Genomic DNA, 21162 nt, shown 5'->3' with positions numbered 1-21162 from the left:
CTAAAAATTAGACTGCAAAAGTACATCAAACCATTTGAAATATTCGTTTTTAAACAAAAAAAGCTGTCTCATAAGACAGCTTTTCATTATTATATAAATTAAGATTATAATCCTAATTTTTTCAACGTTTGTTTTTGAACACCGTTTTTATGAACTAAAATATTTGTTGTTTTGTACTGAACAAAAGCTTTTGTTACATAAAGATATCCTTCGTAATCGTTAGTTAAACCCCAAGAGTTTTTCACGATGTAGTAATCTTTTCCGTTTTGATCTTTTGCAATACCAACAATGTGCATTCCGTGGTCATCAGTCGTTTGGTAATCATCAAAAGCAGCCTGACGCATATCTTCTGTAATTACTTTTTCTGGTTTTGGACCTTTGAACATATCTGCTTTTTGTTGCGCATTCATATCTGCAAAATCAACTTCTGGTACATACGCTACACCATTTTTCCAGCTAAATCCTTTTTCAGAAACGTCTGTTGCCCAAGCAACTGTAAATCCGTTTTTCAAAGCATAATCAATGTTATCAGTCATCTCTGTCATCGGAACATTGTAGAAAGATTCGTACGCCCAGTTATCAGGAATCGCTAATACAAACGGTTTGTAATAGTCGTGATCTTTAAAAGATGTAATCGCAACATAATCGTTTGGATTAATTCCTACCACTTGATCAGCAAATGTACGTGGTGTGTATTTTTTTCCGTTGTATGTGAATTCTTTTGGATATTCTCCTAAATAGCTATCCAAAACAGCTGTATAGGCTTTCTCCCAGTTTGGAGTTAATTTACCATTTGGATTTGCAACAACCGCTTTCAAAACTCCTTCTTGAATTGCAGCCATTTCACCAAATTGATTTGTTTTTGTTCCGTAATTCAAACCTGTGTAAGTTTCAGTTGGAACAGCTCCGTATTTTTTGATTGTATTCAAAACATCATAGAAAGAACCTCCGTCACCTAAAGTTGTTGCACCGTGCATGCGAACATATTGTTTTCCTTTCTCAACATATGTATTTCTCGCATTGAAAATTGGAGACAATTGAATAGGTTGTTTTCCCATTCTTAACATTTCTGATTCGAAGAAAGAATTTCCTGAATATGACCAACAAGTTCCTGATGAACCTTGGTTTTCTACTGGAGTTTTAGCTAAATTGATAACGTCAGTAAATTTGAAAGCTTCTTTACTATTTTCACTAACATTTTTGTTCAAAGAATTAACTAAATTGTCTTGTGCAGACACCAATTGAGCTGAAGCTAAAAATAAAGCTGAAGCTAAAACTGGATAAAAAATTTTACGCATTTTTAAATTTATTTTGTGTGAGTATTTTATAAGTAGCTAATTTCACGAAAATGTTAACAATAAACCTATAAAAATTTAAAGTTTTTTTAATAAAAATTCTTAGTATTCATTCACACAGTACGTTTGGTAAATTAAAACAGACTTGTTTGTGATAAAAGTTTCTTTACGGACATTACAAACAGATATGATTTAAATAAATGTAGGTTACAGATAAATAAACTTTGTAATGTTTTTTTAAAACTGGCTTAATATCCCAAAGTGGATTTTAGATTCTTTAAAATCGAATGAAGTTTCGTCTGTTTTACCAACTGCATAACTCAAATTGAAAATTCCCATTTTAGTTAAAAAAGAAATTCCAGTTCCTAAACTTAACAAAGACGTATTCAGATTTGCGCGTTTGTTATCTATAAAACCATAATCGGCGAAAAGTCCAATATAGAATGCTTCGCTTGGAACAAAACGATAATCTGCACTCAAAAATCCGTACATATTTGTTGTAATACTTTCTTCGTTAAAACCTCTAAAACTTCCGAAACCACCAATTCTGTACAATTCGTTTTCGGAGAAATCATCGTCTTTCGTGAGCAAACCTCTAAATTCTGCACCAGCTTTTAAGAAATGTTTTTTGGACAATTCGAATAAACGAAATGTTTTTAGACCAACTTCAATTTGATTGACGGTTTTATTTTCCAAATCATCTGTCCACGAAAAATTCTTTTCCTTTTTACGAATCGAATTTACCACAACATTCAACATAGATTTTCCTTCCATCAAACGAAAAGGATGTTTCAGGAAATAGTGATAACTCAAACCAAAACCAATTTTCGAATAATCGTCGTAGCTCGATTTTAGATAGGAATCATCTTCCAACAAAAAGTTAGACGATTGTATAATTCCGCTTACACCAATATTCGAGTTGAGGTTGAGTTGATAAAATAATCGCTCCGAAAAATCTAAATTCACAAAAACAGAATCTTGTTTGAAAAGCTTGAAATTCGTTTCCGAACCAATCGCAGATTTGAACAAATAAGGTACTTTAACACCAATATTCAACGACGTATTTTTATTTGCTGTTCCAATCCAATTTAACCTGATTTCTTCCAAACTATTGAACACGTTGTTCAACGAAAGTTGTACATTTCCGTTCAATCTAAAATCGCCGTTATCATCTGTTCCAAAACCTAAAACACCATCAAAATAATTTGAATTTACTTTGCGAGGATACAAATATAAAATCGTAGAATCAGGCTTAAATAAAGTTTGTGGTAATTGCGCTTCTGCAATATAATTGGTTTGTTGCATTAATGTCGAAATTGTTGCCAACTTCTGTTCATTGTATACTTCGCCAGTTTTTATATTGAGTCCATGACGCAAATAACCTTTGGATAATTTTTCGTAACCAACCAATTTTACACCATCTATTGTTCGCAGATTTCCTTTGTCTAAAACCAATTCAATTTTCTGTTCATTTTGTTCAAAACCATTTGGAACAAGTTTTATTTGCGCAAACGGATAACCTTGATTAGTGTTGGTTGTTGCTATTTTATTTAGAATAGAATCTAAATTATTTGTTGGGAAATAATTATTTTTATTTTCGAACAATTCATTGTTTTTCACCCAAATTGTTTGGTACAATTTTCCTTTATTTAGATAAACTTTTTCATTTTTTATCGAATCAATCGTCAAAGTATAATAACCTGTTTTTTGAAGCGAATCTAAAGATGAATCAAGATTTTTGCTTTCGAAATCTTTTGTATACGATTTTGTATCATCATTATATCGTAAAAAATGATATGTTTTTTCTTGTCCAAAAAGTAAAATAGTTTGGATCAAAAAGAAGAATATGTAGCCTAAAAATCGCATTGTTGCTTATAATAACGTATAAAATAGATGTTAAGTATTTGTTTTACTGATATCTATTAGTGTTCATGTGGAAATTAAAAATTATTTTTGACTTCAAATTTAAGATGAATGTTGAAATTATTTAAAATTACTGGATATTTAGAAGCTATTTCTGCGATAGTTTTGTTTTTTATCGCAATGCCAATGAAATATATTTGGGAAGATCCGACATGGGTAACATACGCAGGACGCGTACACGGAGGATTGTTTATAGCTTATATTATATTGGTTTATTTATTGAAAGAAAAATACAATTGGTCTTGGAAAATTTTTATGATCTTTTTTATCGCAGCAGTTATTCCTGGAGGAACAATTTGGGCAGAAAAAAGATTAATCGAAGGCAAAAAATATAAACAAATGTTGGCTGAAGAAGCGAAATAAGACAACGATTAGATAAAAAAGTAAAACCTTAAACGTGATTGTTTGAGGTTTTTTTATGTTTTAGGAATCAAATTTTTCTAAATAAAAAAAGCCGAAGATTAATCTTCGGCTTTTACAGAGCGGGAAACGAGACTCGAACTCGCAACATTCAGCTTGGAAGGCTGACGCTCTACCAATTGAGCTATTCCCGCGTAAATTTTCAAATCAAATTAAAAAGTACCTCAGGCGGGACTTGAACCCGCACGTCCTAATGGACACAGGATTTTAAGTCCTGCGTGTCTACCAATTCCACCACCAAGGCAAAATTTGATTTTTGAATTTAATATTTCAAAGAGCGGGAAACGAGACTCGAACTCGCAACATTCAGCTTGGAAGGCTGACGCTCTACCAATTGAGCTATTCCCGCGTTGTGAGTGCAAATATAAGGTCATTAATATTACTTTTGCAAGTGTTTTTCGAATAAATTTTACAACTTTTTTCTAATAAATTAATTTTGAAATATTTGACTTGTTGATTTTTTTTGAGAAATTAGGGAATTGAATTATTTTATGGAGAAATTATTTATTTTTTGTGGTGTTTTTCTTCTTGTGATGAGTTGTAATTCTAAGAAAAAGTTTGAATCAGATAAATGGATTCCTTTTGAGGAAGGAGTTTACGGACAAAATTATCGTTATAAGATGTTGGATGATTTGGTTAATAATGTTTTAAAATTTGATTCATATAATTCAAATGGAACTTCAAAAAATGAGGTTTATAAATTGATTGGTAAGCCTGATGAAATTTTAGATAAAATGGAGGTTTATTTAATTCAAGAAAAAATTGGTAAAATTGATCAAAATGGAGAAATTAAACTTTATTTAAAATATAGTGATAATTTGACGTTGAATTATTGGAAAATACAAGAAACAACTTACAAAGAATAAATTATGAAAATCCCTACAATTTATGGTATTATAGAACGTAGAATGTTAATCAATTTTTGTGTAGAATCACACTATATTGAGACGATTTTACCTCAACCTTTTCGTCCAAAATTGTACAAAGGAAAAGCAATTGCTGGAATCTGTTTGATTCGATTAAAAGATATAAAACCAAAAGGTTTACCTGATTTTGTAGGAGTGAATTCTGAAAATGCAGCGCATCGAATCGCGGTTGAATGGGAAGAAAATGGTGTGACAAAAGAAGGTGTATATATCCCGATGAGAGATACTTCTCTAAAATTGAATACGCTTGTTGGTGGTCGAGTTTTTCCTGGGAAACATTATTTTGCGAAGTTTAATGTTATAGAAGAAAACGATAATTATCATTTAGATTTCACGAGTTCTGACGATACACGAATTGAAATTGATGCAAAAAAATCTGTTGAATTTAATTCGAATTCGATTTTCGAAACGTTGAATGAAGTTTCAAAATTCTTCGAGAATGGTTCTGTCGGTTATTCTCCAAATGGAAATAATTTTGAAGGTCTAAAACTCGAAACCTATAATTGGGGAGTAGAACCTTTGGAAGTTTTACATGTGAAATCAAGTTTTTTTGAAAATGAAACAATCTTTCTAAAAGGTTCTGTTCAGTTTGATAACGCAATTCTGATGACCAATATCGAACATGAATGGAAGTCGTTAGAAAAGATAAAATGTTTGTAGTTTATTCTTTCCTTAAAATAAAATCTTCCTCATTTGTTTTTCCTAAATTAAACTGAAACATTTCACCATAATTTATAGGTATTTTGAATGCATTTTTGATTGGGATTTGTAGTACATAACACCACATTAAACGAATGATTCCTCCATGCGCAACAATTAATACTTTTTCGTATTGAGTATTTCTTAATTCGTTCATAAAATCAAAAAGACGGGCAGACATTTCTTGCATCGATTCGCCATTTGGCGTTTTAATTTCGACAAAATCGACGTACCAAGGTTCTATTTCTTCCGAAGGAATTTCGTTCCACGATTTCATTTCCCAATCTCCAAAATTGAATTCTTTTAATCGATCATCAAAAATAATTTCATTCGAGAAAGTTTCTGCCAAGCGTTGACAACGACTTAACGGACTTGAAAAAATTATATCAAAATTGCTTTCAATTTTAGTATGAATTTGTACCACTTCTTGATGAAAAGTGTCAGCTAGTTCCACATCAGTTTGTCCGTAACAAACGGATGAAGGAACATTAACTTTTGTATGTCGAATTACAGAAACTTGCATATAATTAAAACGCCAAGGTAAAACAAAACTTCGGTAACTTGTTGCACAGTTCCCAAGCAATCGCCCGTATATCCGCCAATATATTTCTTGAAATACCAGCCCAAATAAACTTTTCCTAGGTAACAAAGTGGTAAAATCAACAAGAATTTCCATTCGCCAAAAACAATAAAAGGCACAAGACAGAAAAGAAAACTAATGACAAGATTTTTTATCGGAAGAGCTTTATTTGCCATCGGTTTCGATTTACTTGTGTCGATGTCTGTTACATATTCGTGGGTATAAATCATCATTCCAGAAAAAAAACGACTAACCGAATGTGCTGCAATCAAACTGAAAATCATCAACCGAAAATTATTTTCTGCAATATGAACCAATGAAGTAAATTTCAATAATAACAATAAGATAACGCCAATACCACCATAAGCGCCAATTCGGCTATCTTTCATAATTGTCAAGATTTTTTCTTTGCCATAACCACCACCAAAACTATCGCAAATATCGGTGAAACCATCTTCGTGAAAGGCGCCAGTCAGCAAAACACTTGCAATAATTGTGATAATAATAGCGATATCAACTGGTAAAATAAATTGACAAATTGTATAAATCAATGCATTGAAAGCGCCAACTAACAAACCAATTGCAGCATAATATTTCTGTGATTGATTCATAATTTCGTTGCTATATGGAATTTTGAACGGAATTGGAATTCGAGTAAAAAACATCAAAGCTGTTAAAAAGTAGGTGATTTCTTTTTTTAGCATTCCACTTCAGTTTCTTTGTTACTCACGCCTGCAGATTCGAAACTTGCCATATCATTAAAAAAGTTAACCGCACTTTTGATAATTGGATAAGCCAACGCACAACCTGTTCCTTCGCCAACACGCAAATTGATGTTTAGAATTGGTTCTTCGTTGAAATAATTCAATAAATATTGGTGTCCAGATTCATCACTTTGATGACAAAAAATAGCATTATTTAGAATTTCAGGGTTCAATTTCGACGCAACTAAAATAGCAGCCGAAGCAATATAACCATCAATCATCAACAGCATATTGTGTTCATAAGCAGATAACATTGCAGCTGTCATTTGCGCAACTTCAAAACCGCCAAAAGTGGCTAAAATCTCTTTCGGATCAGTAATTTTTCCATGTGTATTCTTCGCTACATTTAGAATATTGATTTTATTCTGTAATTGCTCATCATTCAAACCTGTTCCACGACCAACACATTGTTCAAGAGGTAAATCAGTCAAATAATGTACAAGCATTGATGCGGAAGAAGTGTTCCCAATTCCCATTTCGCCAAAACCAATAATATTTGTTCCGTTTTGAGCGATTTCGTCTACAATTGTCTTCGAATAATCAAAACATTGTTCCAATTGATCCAAGGTCATGGCAGATTCGCGCAAGAAATTTTTGGTTGATTTGGCTACTTTACAATTTTTCAAAACCGAATAATCCTCGAAATCATAATTTACACCAGCATCAACAATGGTTAAATAAATCTCATTTTGATTACAAAAAACATTAATTGCTGCCCCATTATTTAGGAAATTAAAAACCATTTGGGGTGTAACTTCCGCAGGATAAGCGCTAACACCAGATTGCGCAATTCCGTGATCGCTTGCGAAAACAATCAGATGTGGATTGATTAATTCTAAATGTTTTTTTTGTTGAACCAAACCAATTTTAAGTGCAATTTTTTCTAATAAACCTAAGGCTCCAAGCGGTTTTGTTTTAAGATCAATAATGTGTTGAATTTCTTCTTTTTGCATTTTATACTAAACTAAATTTTAATAAAAAATGCTTTCGAAATCAAGTGCAATCAATTAACAAATAATAAAATACATGCAGTTTTGATTGAGCTTCAATCGCGAAAGCATCATCTAAAAAGTGGTCTGGCTTATAGTTTTTCTCTACTTACAGTTGCGCGACAGCTCGAGATTTGCACTCGATTCCCTTTTGTGTTAGTAAGGTAATAAAATAATCATAAAAGCAAAAAAACTATTTTTTAATAGCAATTATTCCTTGTATTGTTGGTTCTATTGAAATATCTCCCATAATAATTTCTTCCGCTACGAAATCTGCTCCATTCAATTTTAGTTTTTTTGGTAGATTTTTGCTTGTATAATTTTTATTAATTTCTATGTTTTTTTCGATTGAAGCTAGTCGAATATCAATTGGCAAACCTTTTAGAACATGGGATTTTATGGTGTATTCTTTACAAATTTTTACAGTTCGTTCTATCAATTCACCATTAATTAATAATCGGAAAGTAGAAAACTCTTGAATTCTTGTGTTATAACTTTTAGTAACAATTATTTTAAATTCAATCGATTCATTTTCTATAGAATTATTGATCGGTAATGGATTGTCATGACAAGCTGTATTAGGTTTTTGAGCTTTTGATGAAGTACTCATTAATCCAAAAGCAGAAAAAATAATGACATTAGAAATCGTTTTCTTAAAAAGATTTAGACCTAATTGACTTGGATGAAAAATACCACAATGAACGTTGCTTTTCTGAAATTCATTCGAAATTTCGTCATTTGTGAGGTTAGAAAAGTCAGTAATTTTATGTTGACATTTCGCACAAAAATTATCATCTCGTAATTTTTCTTAGCATGGAGTTGGAATTGTGATTTTCATATTTTTAAAGTTTAGATTTATAATAGAGATGATTTTATGAATAAAAATGTTGGTTTGATTTTTAGAAATAATTGATTTCGAATATTTGGATTTATGTACTATCTTTAACCACCTCTACTTACCTTTTAAATAAGATCAATTTTTAATGGAAAATTTTCACATCCCAACGAACGAAAAGCAAAGATTGCAAGCCGTTTACGATTATAATTTGCAAGGACATGATAAAGACGAAGAGTTGGAGGTTTTTGCAAATGCTGCGAGTTTGATTTGTAATGCGCCAATTGCGTTAATTTCTATTTTTGATGAAAATTATCAAGTGATTAAAGCAAATTGTGGAATAGATGTAGATATTGTTCCACGTCAACAAACTATTTGTCAATTTTCTTTAATGGAAGAAGAAATTTTGGTGATTGATGATGTGACGAAATTTGAACCTGCAAAAAATATTGCTGGAGTAAAAGCTGCAAATATTAAGTTTTATGCTGGTGTTCCGTTGATTGATGACAATGGATATGCGTTGGGAACCCTGTGCGTAGAGGATCATCATCCAAGAACGTTGGACGAAAAACAACGTAATTTATTGATTCAACTAGGGAAAAATATCACCAAATTATTGGTTAGTAAAAAGCGAAAAAAAGACGCCTCTTACTTTCAAAATATCTATAAAATATCTAATAATCTTATTGGAGTTGCAGATATTAATGGTGTTCTAAAATCTATAAATCCTTCTTTTAAAGAGGTTTTAGGAATAAAAGATGAAAAGACAATTATTGCAGAAAACTTTTTAGACTTTGTTTCGGAAAAGGATAAGAAAAAAGTTCAAATGTTTTTGGCTGATTTGAAAACTAATTCAGGTTCTATTGACTTCAAATGTTTGATGTGTTCAATAGAAACGAAAGAAGAAAAAATGGTTGAATGGTATACTAAATTAAACACTTCGTATGATAACGAGATTTTCTTATTTGGACGAGATATTACACTTGAAAACTCTAAAAAGGAGGAACTAGAAAACAGTGAACGTAAGTTTAGAAATTTTTTCAATTCTTCGCTTGGTTTAATGACGATTCACGATTTGGATGGTAATATTTTATCCATTAACAAAAAAGGTTTAGAATCGATAGGTTATTCTGAAGAAGAATCGAAAGATTTGGATCTTAAAAAATTAATCCCAAAATCTAATCAAAAAGAATATCAAACCTATATCGAAACAATTTCGCACAATAAGCAAGATTCAGGTTTAATGAGCTTGATTAAGAAAGATGGTTCGTTAACATATTGGTTATACAGCAATATTTTGGATAAAGATAACGAGGGAAATCCTGTTGTAATGAGTACTGCAGTTGATATGACACAAAGGACTTTGTTGGAAAGAGATCTTAATCGCGCAAGTCAATTGTTAGATCATACATACGAAGTTGCCAATGTTGGAGGTTGGAAATACGATTTAGTTAAGCAAGAATTAATTTGGACTGATATAACGAAAAAAATCCATGAAGTTGAACTAGATTATGAACCAAATGTAGAAACTTCACTCAATTTTTATGAAGCAAAAAGTAGTTATCCAAAAATAAAGAAAGCTTTTAGAGATGCGGTAGAAAAAGGAATCGGATATGATATGGAGTTGCAAATAGTTACCCAAAAAGGAAAAACAATTTGGGTAAGATGTAAAGGAATTCCAGAGTTCGTAAATGGAAAATGTGTTAGCGTTTTTGGAACTTTTCAGGATATTGATGAGAGAAAAAGTTATACGTTAGAGTTGGCTCGACAAAAAGCTATTTTCGAAACATTTATTAATCATGTACCTGCATCTGTTGCAATGTTTGATAAGGATATGAATTATCTAACTTTGAGTAATCAATGGTGTGATGAATTTGTAGTAAAAAAGAAAAATGTGATCGGAAAATCTCATTATGAAATGTACAATGTTCCAGAAGAAAGAAAAGCGATTTATGACGCTTGTTTGCAAGGTGAAAGTTATTCGGATGAAGATATGATTTATCGCTCACCAAAATATGATACGGATCAACACTATTCCTGGGCGATTCATCCGTGGTATATCAACAAAAAACAGATTGGTGGTCTGATTATGTTTTCGCAAAATATAACAGAATCTGTCAAGAAAAATAAAGAACTTAAAAAAGCCAAAAAGAATGCTGAACTCGCTAGTAAGGCAAAGTCTGAGTTTTTAGCCAATATGAGTCACGAGATTCGAACGCCGTTAAATGGTGTGATTGGTTTCTCTGATTTATTATTGAAAACGCCACTTAATCCAACTCAAAAACAATATTTGAATTTTATTAATGATTCTGCAAACTCATTATTGTTAATAATAAATGACATTTTAGATTTCTCTAAAATTGAATCAGGTCGAATGGATGTTTCGATAGAAAAAAATAATTTGTTCGAGTTAGGAAATCAAGTAATCAATGTGATTCTTTATCAAGCCGAAAACAAAAAAATTGAATTGTTGTTGAATATAGATAATAATTTACCTCAATTTATTTGGATTGACGAAGCTCGATTGAAACAAGTGTTAATTAATCTACTTGGAAACGCTGTGAAATTTACGGATAGTGGAGAAATAGAACTAAAAATTAGTCCAGTTGAACCAATTGTGAAAGGAGAAAAAGCAAAACTGAGATTCTCTGTTCGTGATACAGGAATTGGGATAAAACCAGAAAAACAAGCTAAGATTTTTGATGCATTTACACAAGAGGATAGTACTGTTAGCAAACGTTTCGGAGGAACAGGTTTAGGTTTAACAATTTCGAATAAATTATTAAATTATTTCGGAAGTCATCTAGAATTGCAAAGCGAAATAGATAAAGGTTCTACATTTTTCTTTGATTTAGAAGTTGATTACGAATATAATATTGAGCAACAATTTGATCATTTGGACGAAATAAATCATGTGTTGATTGTAGATGATAATCAGAGTAATCAAATGATTTTGCAACATATGTTGAAGTTCAAAAATATAACATCTGATATTGCGAACAATGGAATGGAAGCGCTTCAGAAAGTTTTGAATGGCGATGTTTACGATGTTATTTTGATGGATTATCACATGCCAGTTTTGAATGGTTTAGAAACAATTCAGAAAATAAAAGAGTATTTTATAACAAAGAACACAAAAACTCCTTTAGTATTATTGCATAGTTCTTCTGAGGATGAATATCTAATTCAGAAAGCAAAAGAATTGGGAATTACTTCGCGTTTGTTGAAACCAATTAAGTCAGAAGAATTGTTTGATACGCTGCGTAAAACAATTATTGATTCGAAAGAAATTCAAACCATAGAAATTGAAAATCAAGAAGAAATTTCACAAGATTTTTCGAAACAATTTCACATTTTAATTGCTGATGATAATTTGGTGAATATGGCTTTAAATCAGCAGATTATCAAAAATATTGCGCCAAATTCTATTTTATATACAGCTACAAATGGAGCGGAAGCGGTATCGGTTTGTCAAGAAAATAAGGTTGATTTAATCTTGATGGATATTCAAATGCCAGAAATGAATGGTATTGAAGCAACTAAGGTTATTCGTTTATTAAACAATTTTCGAGAAACACCGATTATAGCTGTAACTGCAGGAAATGTAAAAGGCGAAAAGGAAAAATGTCTTGATGCTGGATTGAATGATTTCTTAGCAAAACCAATTCGAGAAAAAGATATTTTTGATGTCCTAGAAAAATGGTTAGACTTTTCTCAATATGAAAAGCTTGAAACCAATGATTTTGGAAATCACCTTGATCTTTCGATGATAAATAATTATACGAAAGATGACGAATCGTTTAGAAAAACGTTTATCGAAATAATTATTGATGAGTTAGAGAAATCTATACTAGAATTTGAAACTTATTTCAACAAACAAAATTTAGAAGGATTAAATCAATTAGGTCATAAAGTAAAAGGAACAGCAAAAACCGCTGGACTTACAATTTTGGCTGATTTAACCGAACAAATAGAAAAATCAACTTCAATCAATTACCTACAAGAAAACCAGCTGATTATTAAAGTGAAAACCGAAATAGAATTAGTTATTAACTATTTAAAAAATATTTAAAAACCAATATTATGCAGATTTTAATTGCCGAAGACGATGAATTGATTTTAAAAACAATTGAGCACAAACTGAAAAAAGAAGGTTACAAAGTTGTTTTAACACGAAATGGAAAAGAAGCAATCAGTAAGATTGAGACTGAAGATATTGATTTGATTATTACCGATATTATGATGCCTTTTGCGTCTGGTTTGGAGATTATTAGTGCTGTTAGAAAAAGTAAGAATTCCGAAACACCAATGATTATTTTGTCTTCTTTAGGGCAAGAAGATGTGGTAGTGGAAGCATTTAATTTGGGTGCAAATGATTTTATGGTGAAACCATTTAGTCCTATTGAATTGTCGGTTCGCGTGAAGAAATTGCTAAAATAAAAGCATGATTATCCTACAAATAATAACCTATTCCGAGTTAGTCGTAGGAATTTATATTCTGCTTATTTTACTTTTTTTGATAATCATTTATACATTGTTGAAAAGTATAATTGAGTATAAAATCATTACTAAGAAAAATAAGTGGAATGCGATTATTGATCAAGAAATTTATGAAACAATTTTGGATGAGCAATCCAATTCGAATACTGATTTTACGGATTATTTGAAATCAAGTTCATTCAAACATTATTTTATCAAAAAATTATTAAAAGCGGAACAAAATTTTTCTGGAAATTCAAAAGAAAGTATTCAAAATTTATTTGACCATTATCAATTAAAAAAAATATCCTTACAGAAATTAAATAGTCAAAAAAATCATGAAATTGCTGAAGCAATACAGGAAGTTACGGCGATGAATAATGATGAAACTTTACCGAAAATCAAAAGTATGTTACAACATAAAAATGATTTAGTACGATCTGAAGCGCAATATGGTTTAGCAAAATTTTCGGGTTTCGAAGGATTATTTTTTTTAGACAATTTACAGGAGCAATTGACGGATTGGCAACAATTGAAGTTGTTGGATGCAATTACAATTTTACCGAATAATGATGAGGTTGATATCATAATTTCAAATTGGTTAAAATCACCTAATCAAAGTGTGAAAATTCTTGCAATGAAATTAATACGCAAGTTTCAATTGTTGCAAATGCACGATTTGGTCGCAGATAATTTGCATGATTCTGATGAAAAAGTTGTGGAAGAAACAATTAAAACATTAGTCAGAATCGAAGACGATTCAACTTCAAAGCTATTGATTGAACAATATCAAACTTGTAACGAAAAGTTTCAAATTCAAATTTTAAAAGCCTTAGATAAAATTTCTAATCCAGAAAATAACACATTCTTAGAAACTCAAGCAAAGGAAAATCCTTCATTTTCTGTCAAAAAAGCAAGTGTAAGAGCGTTAAATAATTGTTGTTCAAAAACCAATTTACAAAAACTTGCACATCAATCAAACTCTCCTGAATTAAAACAAATTATTAATCAAATTATCCAAGAAAACTAATCATGAATTGGCTAGAAACGGCTTTCGATTTTTTTATTTACGGCTTCCTTTTTTATTCAATCCTATTAATTTTAGTCTATGGATGGATAGGTTTTTATGCAAAAGGAGCGATAAAATCTTATATACGAAAAAACAGTTTTACAGATTATTCGCTTATTGCAACATCGCCAAATGCGCCAACTTTTAGCCTTATTGCGCCCGCTTATAATGAAGGTGCAACGATTGTGGAGAACGTGCGTTCTTTGTTGTCGTTGTATTACAATCAACTCGAAATTATTATTGTAAATGATGGTTCCAAAGATGATTCGTTGCAACGATTAATTGAAGCGTATGATTTGATTAAAATTGATTATTTCGTTGAAGGAAATATAGAAACGAAACCAATTAATGCAATTTATAAAAGTACAAATCCTGTTTTCAAGAAATTAATTATTGTTGACAAAGTAAATAGAGGAAAATCGGATGCGCTAAATGTCGGAATTAATATTGCAGCAAACGATTATATTGTTTGTATTGATGTCGATTGTATTTTAGAACAAGATGCGATTCTGAAGCTAGCAAAACCGTTTATGGATGAAGCAAAAGCAAAAGTAATTGCATGTGGAGGCGTAATTCGTTTGGCGAATAATTGTACAATTGTAGATGGTAAAATTGTCGATGTTAATTTGCCAAAAACTCGTTTAGGAAGAGCGCAAGCGTTAGAATATATTCGAGCATTTCTTTTGGGAAGAATGGCGTGGTCGCGCGCCAATGGTTTGATGCTGATTTCGGGTGCTTTTGGTGCTTTTGATCGTGAAATTGTACTCCAGTGTGGCGGTTACGATCACGATACAGTTGGTGAAGATATGGAGCTTGTTGTGCGAATGCGACGTTATATGCACGAACAAAAATTGGCCTATAAAGTGGTGAATATTCCCGATCCGCTTTGTTGGACAGAAGTGCCAGAAAGTAAAGAAATTTTAACAAAACAACGCAATCGTTGGATGCGTGGAACGATAGAAACCTTGTGGAAACATCGTATTTTATTTTTCAATCCTAAATATGGAAAACTTGGAATGATGAGTTATCCGTATTGGTTTTTCTTCGAATTTTTAGGACCGATTATTGAATATATTGGTTGGATCATTTTCGTAGTTTTATTCTTTTTAGGATTTATTAATTGGCATATTTTCTTTCCTTTGATGGCTTTTGTATTGCTTTATGGAATTTTATATTCGATTTATGCTATTCTGATTGATTTGATGACGTACAATGTTTATCACAAAAAAGGGGATATTCCGAAATTATTTTTTACGGCGTTTATAGAGCCGTTTACATTTCATCCGTTGGTTGTGATGGCAGGCGTGAAAGGGGTGAAGGATTTCTTTCTCAAAAATAATTCGTGGGGAGAAATGACGCGACAAGGTTTTGGAGGAAATCAAGCGAAAGAATTATCTATTTGGCAAAAACTGAAACTTGGATTTATTAATTTAGTTCAGCAAACTACGTTTATTTCACTGATATATTTTTTAATTTTTGGATTGTCATCAATTCTTGAATTTTATCTTTATCAAGAAAATCTTACAACAACTTCTAATCAAACTTTATTTTTTGATTTATTCGTACATAATATCGATTTTGCTTTAGATAGTATTTTTGTGGTAAGTTTTGCATATTTTTTACTGCAATTTTATTCGATAAGTTGGGCAAAAAAATGGATCATTTTTGCGTATTCTTTTTTAATCATTTCAAATGTTTTATTGATTAAATATTTTCAAACAACGCTCAATTTATTAGGTTCAGATTTGTTTTCTTATACGTTCGAAGAATTGAAATTAATTATTGGAGCATCAGGTGTTGTAAATACAATAAGTATCCTTTTATCAATTGCTGTAATTGCTATTTTAACAACGATATTTATTTACAGTTATAGATTAAAAATTAACCAAAAAATTCTTCAATTACCATTAATAATTTTGAGTTTTTTATCGCTTATTGTTCCAATTAATTTGGATTTAAAAAGTTCTCAAAATGATGAGTTTTCATCTAATCTAATTTTGAGTAAATCGTCTTATTTTTTCTCAAACTCGATTGAACAATATGCAGAAGATAAACTTTCAGAAATTGATTTTTTAAACTCAAATTCGAGTTCAAATAATGAAGATAATCGACATTATTTTGATAAAACTAATTATCCATTTTTGTATCAAGATGAGAACAAAAATTTCTTCGCGGATCAATTTAATCTAACAACAGAAAAACCGAATGTTGTTTTTATTGTGATTGAAGGTTTGGGACGAGCTTTTAGTAACGAAGTTGCATATTTAGGTTCTTTTACACCATATATCGATCAGCTTTCGAAAAAGAGTTTGTATTGGGAAAATGGATTAAGCACGACGGGAAGAACATATGGAGTTTTACCTGGATTGACGGGGTCTTTGCCATTTGCTGAAAATGGTTTTATGGAACAAAAAAACTTACCTCAACATTTCAATTTGTATAATTTGTTAAAAAGTAATGGTTATAAAACTGGTTATTTTTACGGTGGTGATGCTGATTTTGATTTTATGTCAAAATATTTGAATTATTCGGGTGTTGAAACAATTATTGATGAAAATGATTACGAAAATAATTATGCTAAAATTCCATCAAATAATGGATTTTCTTGGGGGTTTGACGATCATTCAGTGTTCAAAAAATATTTAGCAACGCAGAAAGAAAATAATCAACCGTATTTTAATGTTTTGATGACGTTAGCGACGCATAGTCCTTTCTTAATAAACAATGTTGAGAAATATAATAAACAGTTTGAAACTTTGATTAAATCCCGAAATTATGATGCGATAACTTTGACGACAGTAAAAAAATATAAACAACAATTGGTTACTTTTTTGAGTGTTGATGAAGCTGTAAAAAACTTTTTCGAAGCTTATCAAAAACGTTCAGATTTTAATCAAACTATTTTTGTGATTACTGGAGATCATCGAATGCCTGAAGTTCCGATGGAAACAAAGATTGATCGTTTTCATGTTCCGATTATTGTCTATTCTTCTTTGTTAAAGTCACCGAAAAAGATGTCAAACATTGTAACGCATTTTGATGTTGCACCAACTTTTGTGACATATTTTAGAGATTCGTATAAATTGAAATTACCGAATTATGTGACTTGGATGGGGCAGAATTTAGAAAACGGTAAAGCAAATTATAGAAAACAAGGCGTTCCGTTGATGCAGAATAAAAATATTTTGGATGATTATGTTTTCCAGAATTATCATTTGTCAGGAGGGAAATTATATCGAATCGAAAAGAATTTAACAGAAGATTTTGAACAAAATTCGAAAATGGAAATAGAGTTGAAAAATCGATTGAAAAGTTTTAAAACAAAAAACCATTATTTGAAAAATACTCAAAAAATGGTTCCTGATTCTATATTTAATCGTTATATCAATTAGAATTTTCGGCTGTAAGAAACGCTTACATCAAATTGATTTCCTTTTTGATTTGGACGATATTCTTGATTGTAATAATTCGCACCAATTGAAATTAAATTTAAATCATTGATTGAAAAATTATAATCTGCTCCAATTTTGAAGGACTTCAATTTGTAAGTTGTGTCCTCTAAAAGATTATTGTTAAAATCTTCTGGCGAAATACCTGTACCAATTGCTAAGCTTAAATAATTGTTTGCATCGCCCGTATAATAACGCGTTGTGAATGTATACGAATGCGAAATGTTGTTGTTACTTGGTGTCACAAATGCACGTAAATTGAACCAATAATTTTTATAATATTTTCCAATTGATCCTGTAAACATCCAAACATCATCCGAAAAATGAAGTTGACGATAACCTAACTCGGCTTCAAAACTTTTAGGTAAATTAGCGTAAAGAGAAGCTCCTGTGCGATATTTAGGGAAAATTCCATCACTTTCGGAATATCCACCACCAACGTACATGTAAAATGTATTAGAAAGTCTTGGATAAGCTTCTATTTCATATTGAACACCGTTATCTTTAAATTTGTTTGCGTAATTCATTTTAAAAATTAATGAACCAAGTGAAGTTTGTCTTTTATAACTAACCGAAACTTGATGCCAATCATCTGCAAATTGCTTGTCAAAATGTGAGTAATTATAATTTACACTAATTGCATTTTTAGTATTATTGATTTCGATTCGATTTGCTAATTCGCGTGCTTCAGTATTTTTAGGATTGATCGCTAATAATTCTTTGATTGTTTTTGAAGCTTCTTCATAAGCATTATTCGAATTAAGAACTTTTGCTTTCAATAACAATAATTCTTCATTTTTAGGATATTTAATTAATCCACGATCAATAATAGAAACGGCTTCTGTATAATTATCATTCCAATATTCAAGTGATGTGTAGGCTAAATAGAAATCGGTAGAGGGATCCATGTTTTTTTCAACATTCTGAAAAACTTTTCTCGCTTCTTCGGTTTCATCATTCCACGTATATATTCGTCCCAAAAAAACAGCGATATCTGTGTATTCTGGCGACTGATCCGACGCTTGTAATGCAAGTTTCTTGGCAGTTGTATAATCTTTTTCTTCGAAAGCTTTGTGACGCGCTTCTTGAAATAAATCATCCGAACTTTTCGATTCTTGGCTATACGAAAATAAAGGTAAAAAGGTAAGAGTAAAGAGTGTTTTTCTTAGAAATGATTTTTGAATCATATGGTAAAACGAGTTTTTTTATGAGTATAAAGATATAATTATTTAGAGCATAAAAAAAGCTCAAGAAAATAAATTCTTGAGCTTTGTTGTACCTCAGGCGGGACTTGAACCCGCACGTCCTAATGGACACAGGATTTTAAGTCCTGCGTGTCTACCAATTCCACCACCAAGGCATCCACTTCTAAGAAAGAAGTTAGAGCGGGAAACGGGACTCGAACCCGCAACATTCAGCTTGGAAGGCTGACGCTCTACCAATTGAGCTATTCCCGCGTGTAAATTGTAAAAATCAAATTAAAAAGTACCTCAGGCGGGACTTGAACCCGCACGTCCTAATGGACACAGGATTTTAAGTCCTGCGTGTCTACCAATTCCACCACCAAGGCAAAATTTGATTTTTATGAATTTTTATATTTCAAAGAGCGGGAAACGGGGCTCGAACCCGCGACCTCAACCTTGGCAAGGTTGCGCTCTACCAGCTGAGCTATTCTCGCGATTGGAGTGCAAATATATAAAATCAATTTCTAATAATCCAAATCAAATTTGAATAAAATTTTAAAAAAATATTTGCACTTATTTTAATTAGTTGATAGGCATTAACATATCAGCTACTTCTTTTATTTTATCTTTCATCTTTTTACGATGAACGATCATATCAACGAAGCCTTTTTCTAATAAAAATTCAGAAGTTTGGAATCCTTCTGGTAAATCTCTACCAATAGTTTCTTTGATAACACGTGGTCCAGCGAATCCAATTAATGCTCCTGGCTCTGCCATGATAACGTCACCAATTGATCCGAAAGAAGCTGTAATTCCTCCAAAAGATGGATTTGTTAAGATTGTAATATAAGGAATGTTGTTATCTGCTAATTGAATTAATTTAGCTTCTACTTTAGCTAATTGCATCAACGAAATTGCAGCTTCCATCATACGTGCACCACCAGATTGTGTAATAATTACGAATGGAGTTTTGTTTTTGATAGAATAATCAATTGCACGTGCAATTTTTTCTCCCATTACAGATCCTAAAGAACCTCCAATAAATTTGAAATCCATACAAGAAATTGTAATGTCACGTCCATGAATTTTTCCAGTCGCATTGCGAATAGAATCTGTCATTCCCGTTTTCTTTTTAATCTCTTTTAAACGATCTTTATAAGGTTTTGTATCTGTCCAATTTAATGGGTCTTTACTTTCTACTTTTGTATCTAATTCTGTGAATTTACTATCATCAAATAAGATATCGAAGTATTCTTGAGAACCAATTTGTACGTGATGATCATCCTCTGGACTTACATACGCATTTGCTTTTAGTTCTTCAGTTTCAATAATTTTTCCTGATGGTGTTTTGTACCATAAGCCTTTTTTAACGTCTTTTTTAGACTCTGTAGGCGTTGTAATATTTTTCTTGCTTCTAATAAACCAAGGCATATTCTCTGTTTTTATTTGGATAAGAATAATCTTAGTAAAAAGATTATCCTAAAGTATTAACATTATTTAAATCGTGGAAAGCTTGAATTAATCTGTCTTTAAAAGTAACTTCTCCAGCTCTTAACCACACGCGTGGATCATAATATTTTTTGTTAGGAGATTCTGGACCTTCTGGGTTTCCAATTTGTCCTTGTAAATAAGCTGCATTTTCGTCAAAATATTTACGAATTCCTTCCATAAATGCATATTGTAAATCTGTATCAATATTCATTTTGATAACTCCGTAGCTAATTGCTTCTCTAATTTCTTCTAAAGTAGAACCAGAACCTCCGTGGAATACGAAGTTTACAGCGTTGTCTACACCATACTTTTCGTTGATGTATTTTTGAGAGTTATCTAAAATTTTTGGAGTCAAAACAACATTTCCTGGTTTGTAAACACCATGTACATTACCAAATGCTGCTGCAATCCAGAAATTATCAGAAACTGATTTTAAGTTTTCGTAAACGTAAGCAACTTCTTCTGGTTGAGTGTATAATAAAGAGTTATCAACATTAGAATTGTCAACACCATCTTCTTCTCCACCTGTAATACCTAATTCCATCTCCAAAGTCATTCCAACTTTAGACATTCTTTCTAAGTATCTTTTGCACTTTTCTACGTTTTCTTCTAAAGGCTCTTCAGATAAATCTAACATGTGAGAACTAAATAAAGTCTTTCCGAATTTATTAAAATGTTCTTCGTTAGCGTCCATAATTCCATCAATCCAAGGCAATAATTTTTTTGCACAGTGGTCTGTATGTAAAATTACAGTAGCTCCGTAAGACTCAGCTAAAGTGTGAATATGTTTTGCTCCCGCAATAGCACCTTTGATAGCAGAAAGTTGATTTTCTCCTTTTAATCCTTTTCCGGCATTAAAAGCAGCACCTCCGTTAGAAAATTGAATAATAACCGGAGAGTTTACTTCAACTGCAGCTTCCATTGCAGCGTTAATAGTATCTGAACCGATGACATTACACGCTGGTAAAGCGTATTGATTTGCTTTTGCATCATTGATAATGTCTTGAACTAATGAACCGGTAGCAACACCGGCAGGAAATTTTCTGCTCATTATGTTAG

The 21162-nt window shown here is 31.4% G+C and carries 16 protein-coding genes, 7 tRNA genes and 1 riboswitch; of the genes, 7 read left to right on the top strand and 16 right to left on the bottom strand.

Going from position 1 to position 21162, the window contains the following annotated elements:
- Positions 1-104: 104 nt before the first annotated feature.
- Entirely contained in the window at positions 105-1298 is a 1194-nt protein-coding gene (locus HXZ69_RS01275) for a C1 family peptidase (protein WP_221854144.1), read from the bottom strand.
- 234 nt (positions 1299-1532) lie between these two features.
- Positions 1533-3131: a BamA/TamA family outer membrane protein gene (locus HXZ69_RS01270; RefSeq protein ID WP_286494760.1), complete on the bottom strand. Its 1599-nt coding sequence runs from the start codon at positions 3129-3131 to the stop codon at positions 1533-1535.
- Positions 3132-3269: 138 nt separating this feature from the next.
- Between HXZ69_RS01270 and HXZ69_RS01265 the strand changes: the two genes are divergently transcribed.
- A complete protein-coding gene (locus tag HXZ69_RS01265) occupies positions 3270-3581 on the top strand; it encodes a DUF3817 domain-containing protein (protein ID WP_219033722.1) in 312 nt (103 codons plus the stop codon).
- 118 nt (positions 3582-3699) lie between these two features.
- Here HXZ69_RS01265 and HXZ69_RS01260 read toward each other — a convergent pair.
- The 3 genes from HXZ69_RS01260 to HXZ69_RS01250 all read right to left on the bottom strand — a co-directional run bounded on the left by HXZ69_RS01260 (position 3700) and on the right by HXZ69_RS01250 (position 3987).
- Positions 3700-3772 (bottom strand) — tRNA-Gly (locus HXZ69_RS01260).
- A gap of 26 nt (positions 3773-3798) precedes the next feature.
- A tRNA-Leu gene (locus tag HXZ69_RS01255) sits at positions 3799-3882 on the bottom strand.
- Positions 3883-3914: 32 nt separating this feature from the next.
- Positions 3915-3987: transfer RNA gene (locus HXZ69_RS01250), tRNA-Gly, on the bottom strand.
- Between the two features lie 142 nt (positions 3988-4129).
- On the opposite strand from HXZ69_RS01250, the gene HXZ69_RS01245 reads away from it, so the two are divergent.
- A complete protein-coding gene (locus HXZ69_RS01245; RefSeq protein ID WP_125350484.1) occupies positions 4130-4504 on the top strand; it encodes a hypothetical protein in 375 nt (124 codons plus the stop codon).
- 3 nt (positions 4505-4507) lie between these two features.
- Positions 4508-5224, top strand: a complete 717-nt coding sequence (locus tag HXZ69_RS01240; RefSeq protein WP_280036699.1) for a DUF2071 domain-containing protein — start codon at positions 4508-4510, stop codon at positions 5222-5224.
- A gap of 1 nt (position 5225) precedes the next feature.
- Here HXZ69_RS01240 and cobC read toward each other — a convergent pair whose 3' ends face one another.
- The 4 genes from cobC to HXZ69_RS01220 form a co-directional block, all read right to left on the bottom strand.
- Complete coding sequence (cobC, locus tag HXZ69_RS01235; RefSeq protein WP_286494758.1) at positions 5226-5786, bottom strand: alpha-ribazole phosphatase; 561 nt, start codon at positions 5784-5786, stop codon at positions 5226-5228.
- On the bottom strand, positions 5771-6547 hold the full coding sequence (locus HXZ69_RS01230; protein ID WP_286494757.1) for an adenosylcobinamide-GDP ribazoletransferase: 777 nt from the start codon (positions 6545-6547) through the stop codon (positions 5771-5773). Before HXZ69_RS01230 ends, cobC begins: the two co-directional genes overlap by 16 nt.
- Positions 6541-7560 (bottom strand): nicotinate-nucleotide--dimethylbenzimidazole phosphoribosyltransferase, encoded by a 1020-nt coding sequence (gene cobT, locus HXZ69_RS01225; protein WP_286494756.1) that lies wholly within the window; start codon positions 7558-7560, stop codon positions 6541-6543. Before cobT ends, HXZ69_RS01230 begins: the two co-directional genes overlap by 7 nt.
- A gap of 99 nt (positions 7561-7659) precedes the next feature.
- A riboswitch (cobalamin riboswitch) is annotated at positions 7660-7781 on the bottom strand.
- A gap of 8 nt (positions 7782-7789) precedes the next feature.
- Positions 7790-8206: a hypothetical protein gene (locus tag HXZ69_RS01220; RefSeq protein ID WP_286494754.1), complete on the bottom strand. Its 417-nt coding sequence runs from the start codon at positions 8204-8206 to the stop codon at positions 7790-7792.
- 373 nt (positions 8207-8579) lie between these two features.
- Here HXZ69_RS01220 and HXZ69_RS01215 point away from each other — a divergent pair, with 373 nt between their 5' ends.
- From HXZ69_RS01215 to HXZ69_RS01200, 4 genes are all read left to right on the top strand, one after another.
- Complete coding sequence (locus HXZ69_RS01215) at positions 8580-12503, top strand: response regulator (RefSeq protein WP_286494753.1); 3924 nt, start codon at positions 8580-8582, stop codon at positions 12501-12503.
- 11 nt (positions 12504-12514) lie between these two features.
- Entirely contained in the window at positions 12515-12871 is a 357-nt protein-coding gene (locus tag HXZ69_RS01210; RefSeq protein ID WP_180905097.1) for a response regulator transcription factor, read from the top strand.
- A 97-nt stretch (positions 12872-12968) separates the two neighbouring features.
- Positions 12969-13940 carry a HEAT repeat domain-containing protein gene (locus HXZ69_RS01205; protein ID WP_286494752.1) on the top strand — a complete coding sequence of 324 codons (972 nt, stop codon included), beginning with the start codon at positions 12969-12971 and terminating at the stop codon, positions 13938-13940.
- A gap of 2 nt (positions 13941-13942) precedes the next feature.
- Complete coding sequence (locus HXZ69_RS01200) at positions 13943-17371, top strand: sulfatase-like hydrolase/transferase (protein WP_286494751.1); 3429 nt, start codon at positions 13943-13945, stop codon at positions 17369-17371.
- On the opposite strand, the gene HXZ69_RS01195 is transcribed toward HXZ69_RS01200, so the two are convergent.
- The 7 genes from HXZ69_RS01195 to fbaA all read right to left on the bottom strand — a co-directional run bounded on the left by HXZ69_RS01195 (position 17368) and on the right by fbaA (position 21154).
- Positions 17368-18615 (bottom strand): YaiO family outer membrane beta-barrel protein, encoded by a 1248-nt coding sequence (locus HXZ69_RS01195; protein WP_286494750.1) that lies wholly within the window; start codon positions 18613-18615, stop codon positions 17368-17370. The genes HXZ69_RS01200 and HXZ69_RS01195 overlap by 4 nt on opposite strands.
- Positions 18616-18704: 89 nt before the next feature.
- A tRNA-Leu gene (locus HXZ69_RS01190) sits at positions 18705-18788 on the bottom strand.
- Between the two features lie 24 nt (positions 18789-18812).
- Positions 18813-18885: transfer RNA gene (locus tag HXZ69_RS01185), tRNA-Gly, on the bottom strand.
- A 29-nt stretch (positions 18886-18914) separates the two neighbouring features.
- Positions 18915-18998: transfer RNA gene (locus tag HXZ69_RS01180), tRNA-Leu, on the bottom strand.
- Positions 18999-19033: 35 nt separating this feature from the next.
- Positions 19034-19106 (bottom strand) — tRNA-Gly (locus HXZ69_RS01175).
- Between the two features lie 88 nt (positions 19107-19194).
- A complete protein-coding gene (accD, locus tag HXZ69_RS01170; RefSeq protein WP_115001651.1) occupies positions 19195-20043 on the bottom strand; it encodes an acetyl-CoA carboxylase, carboxyltransferase subunit beta in 849 nt (282 codons plus the stop codon).
- A 43-nt stretch (positions 20044-20086) separates the two neighbouring features.
- Positions 20087-21154 carry a class II fructose-bisphosphate aldolase gene (fbaA, locus tag HXZ69_RS01165; RefSeq protein WP_286494749.1) on the bottom strand — a complete coding sequence of 356 codons (1068 nt, stop codon included), beginning with the start codon at positions 21152-21154 and terminating at the stop codon, positions 20087-20089.
- Positions 21155-21162: the final 8 nt, after the last annotated feature.

The organism is Empedobacter sp. R132-2, from assembly GCF_030324375.1.
Lineage (GTDB): Bacteria > Bacteroidota > Bacteroidia > Flavobacteriales > Weeksellaceae > Empedobacter > Empedobacter falsenii_B.
Note: the sequence above shows the minus strand (reverse complement) of the source record. Positions and strands in the feature narration are given on the sequence as shown.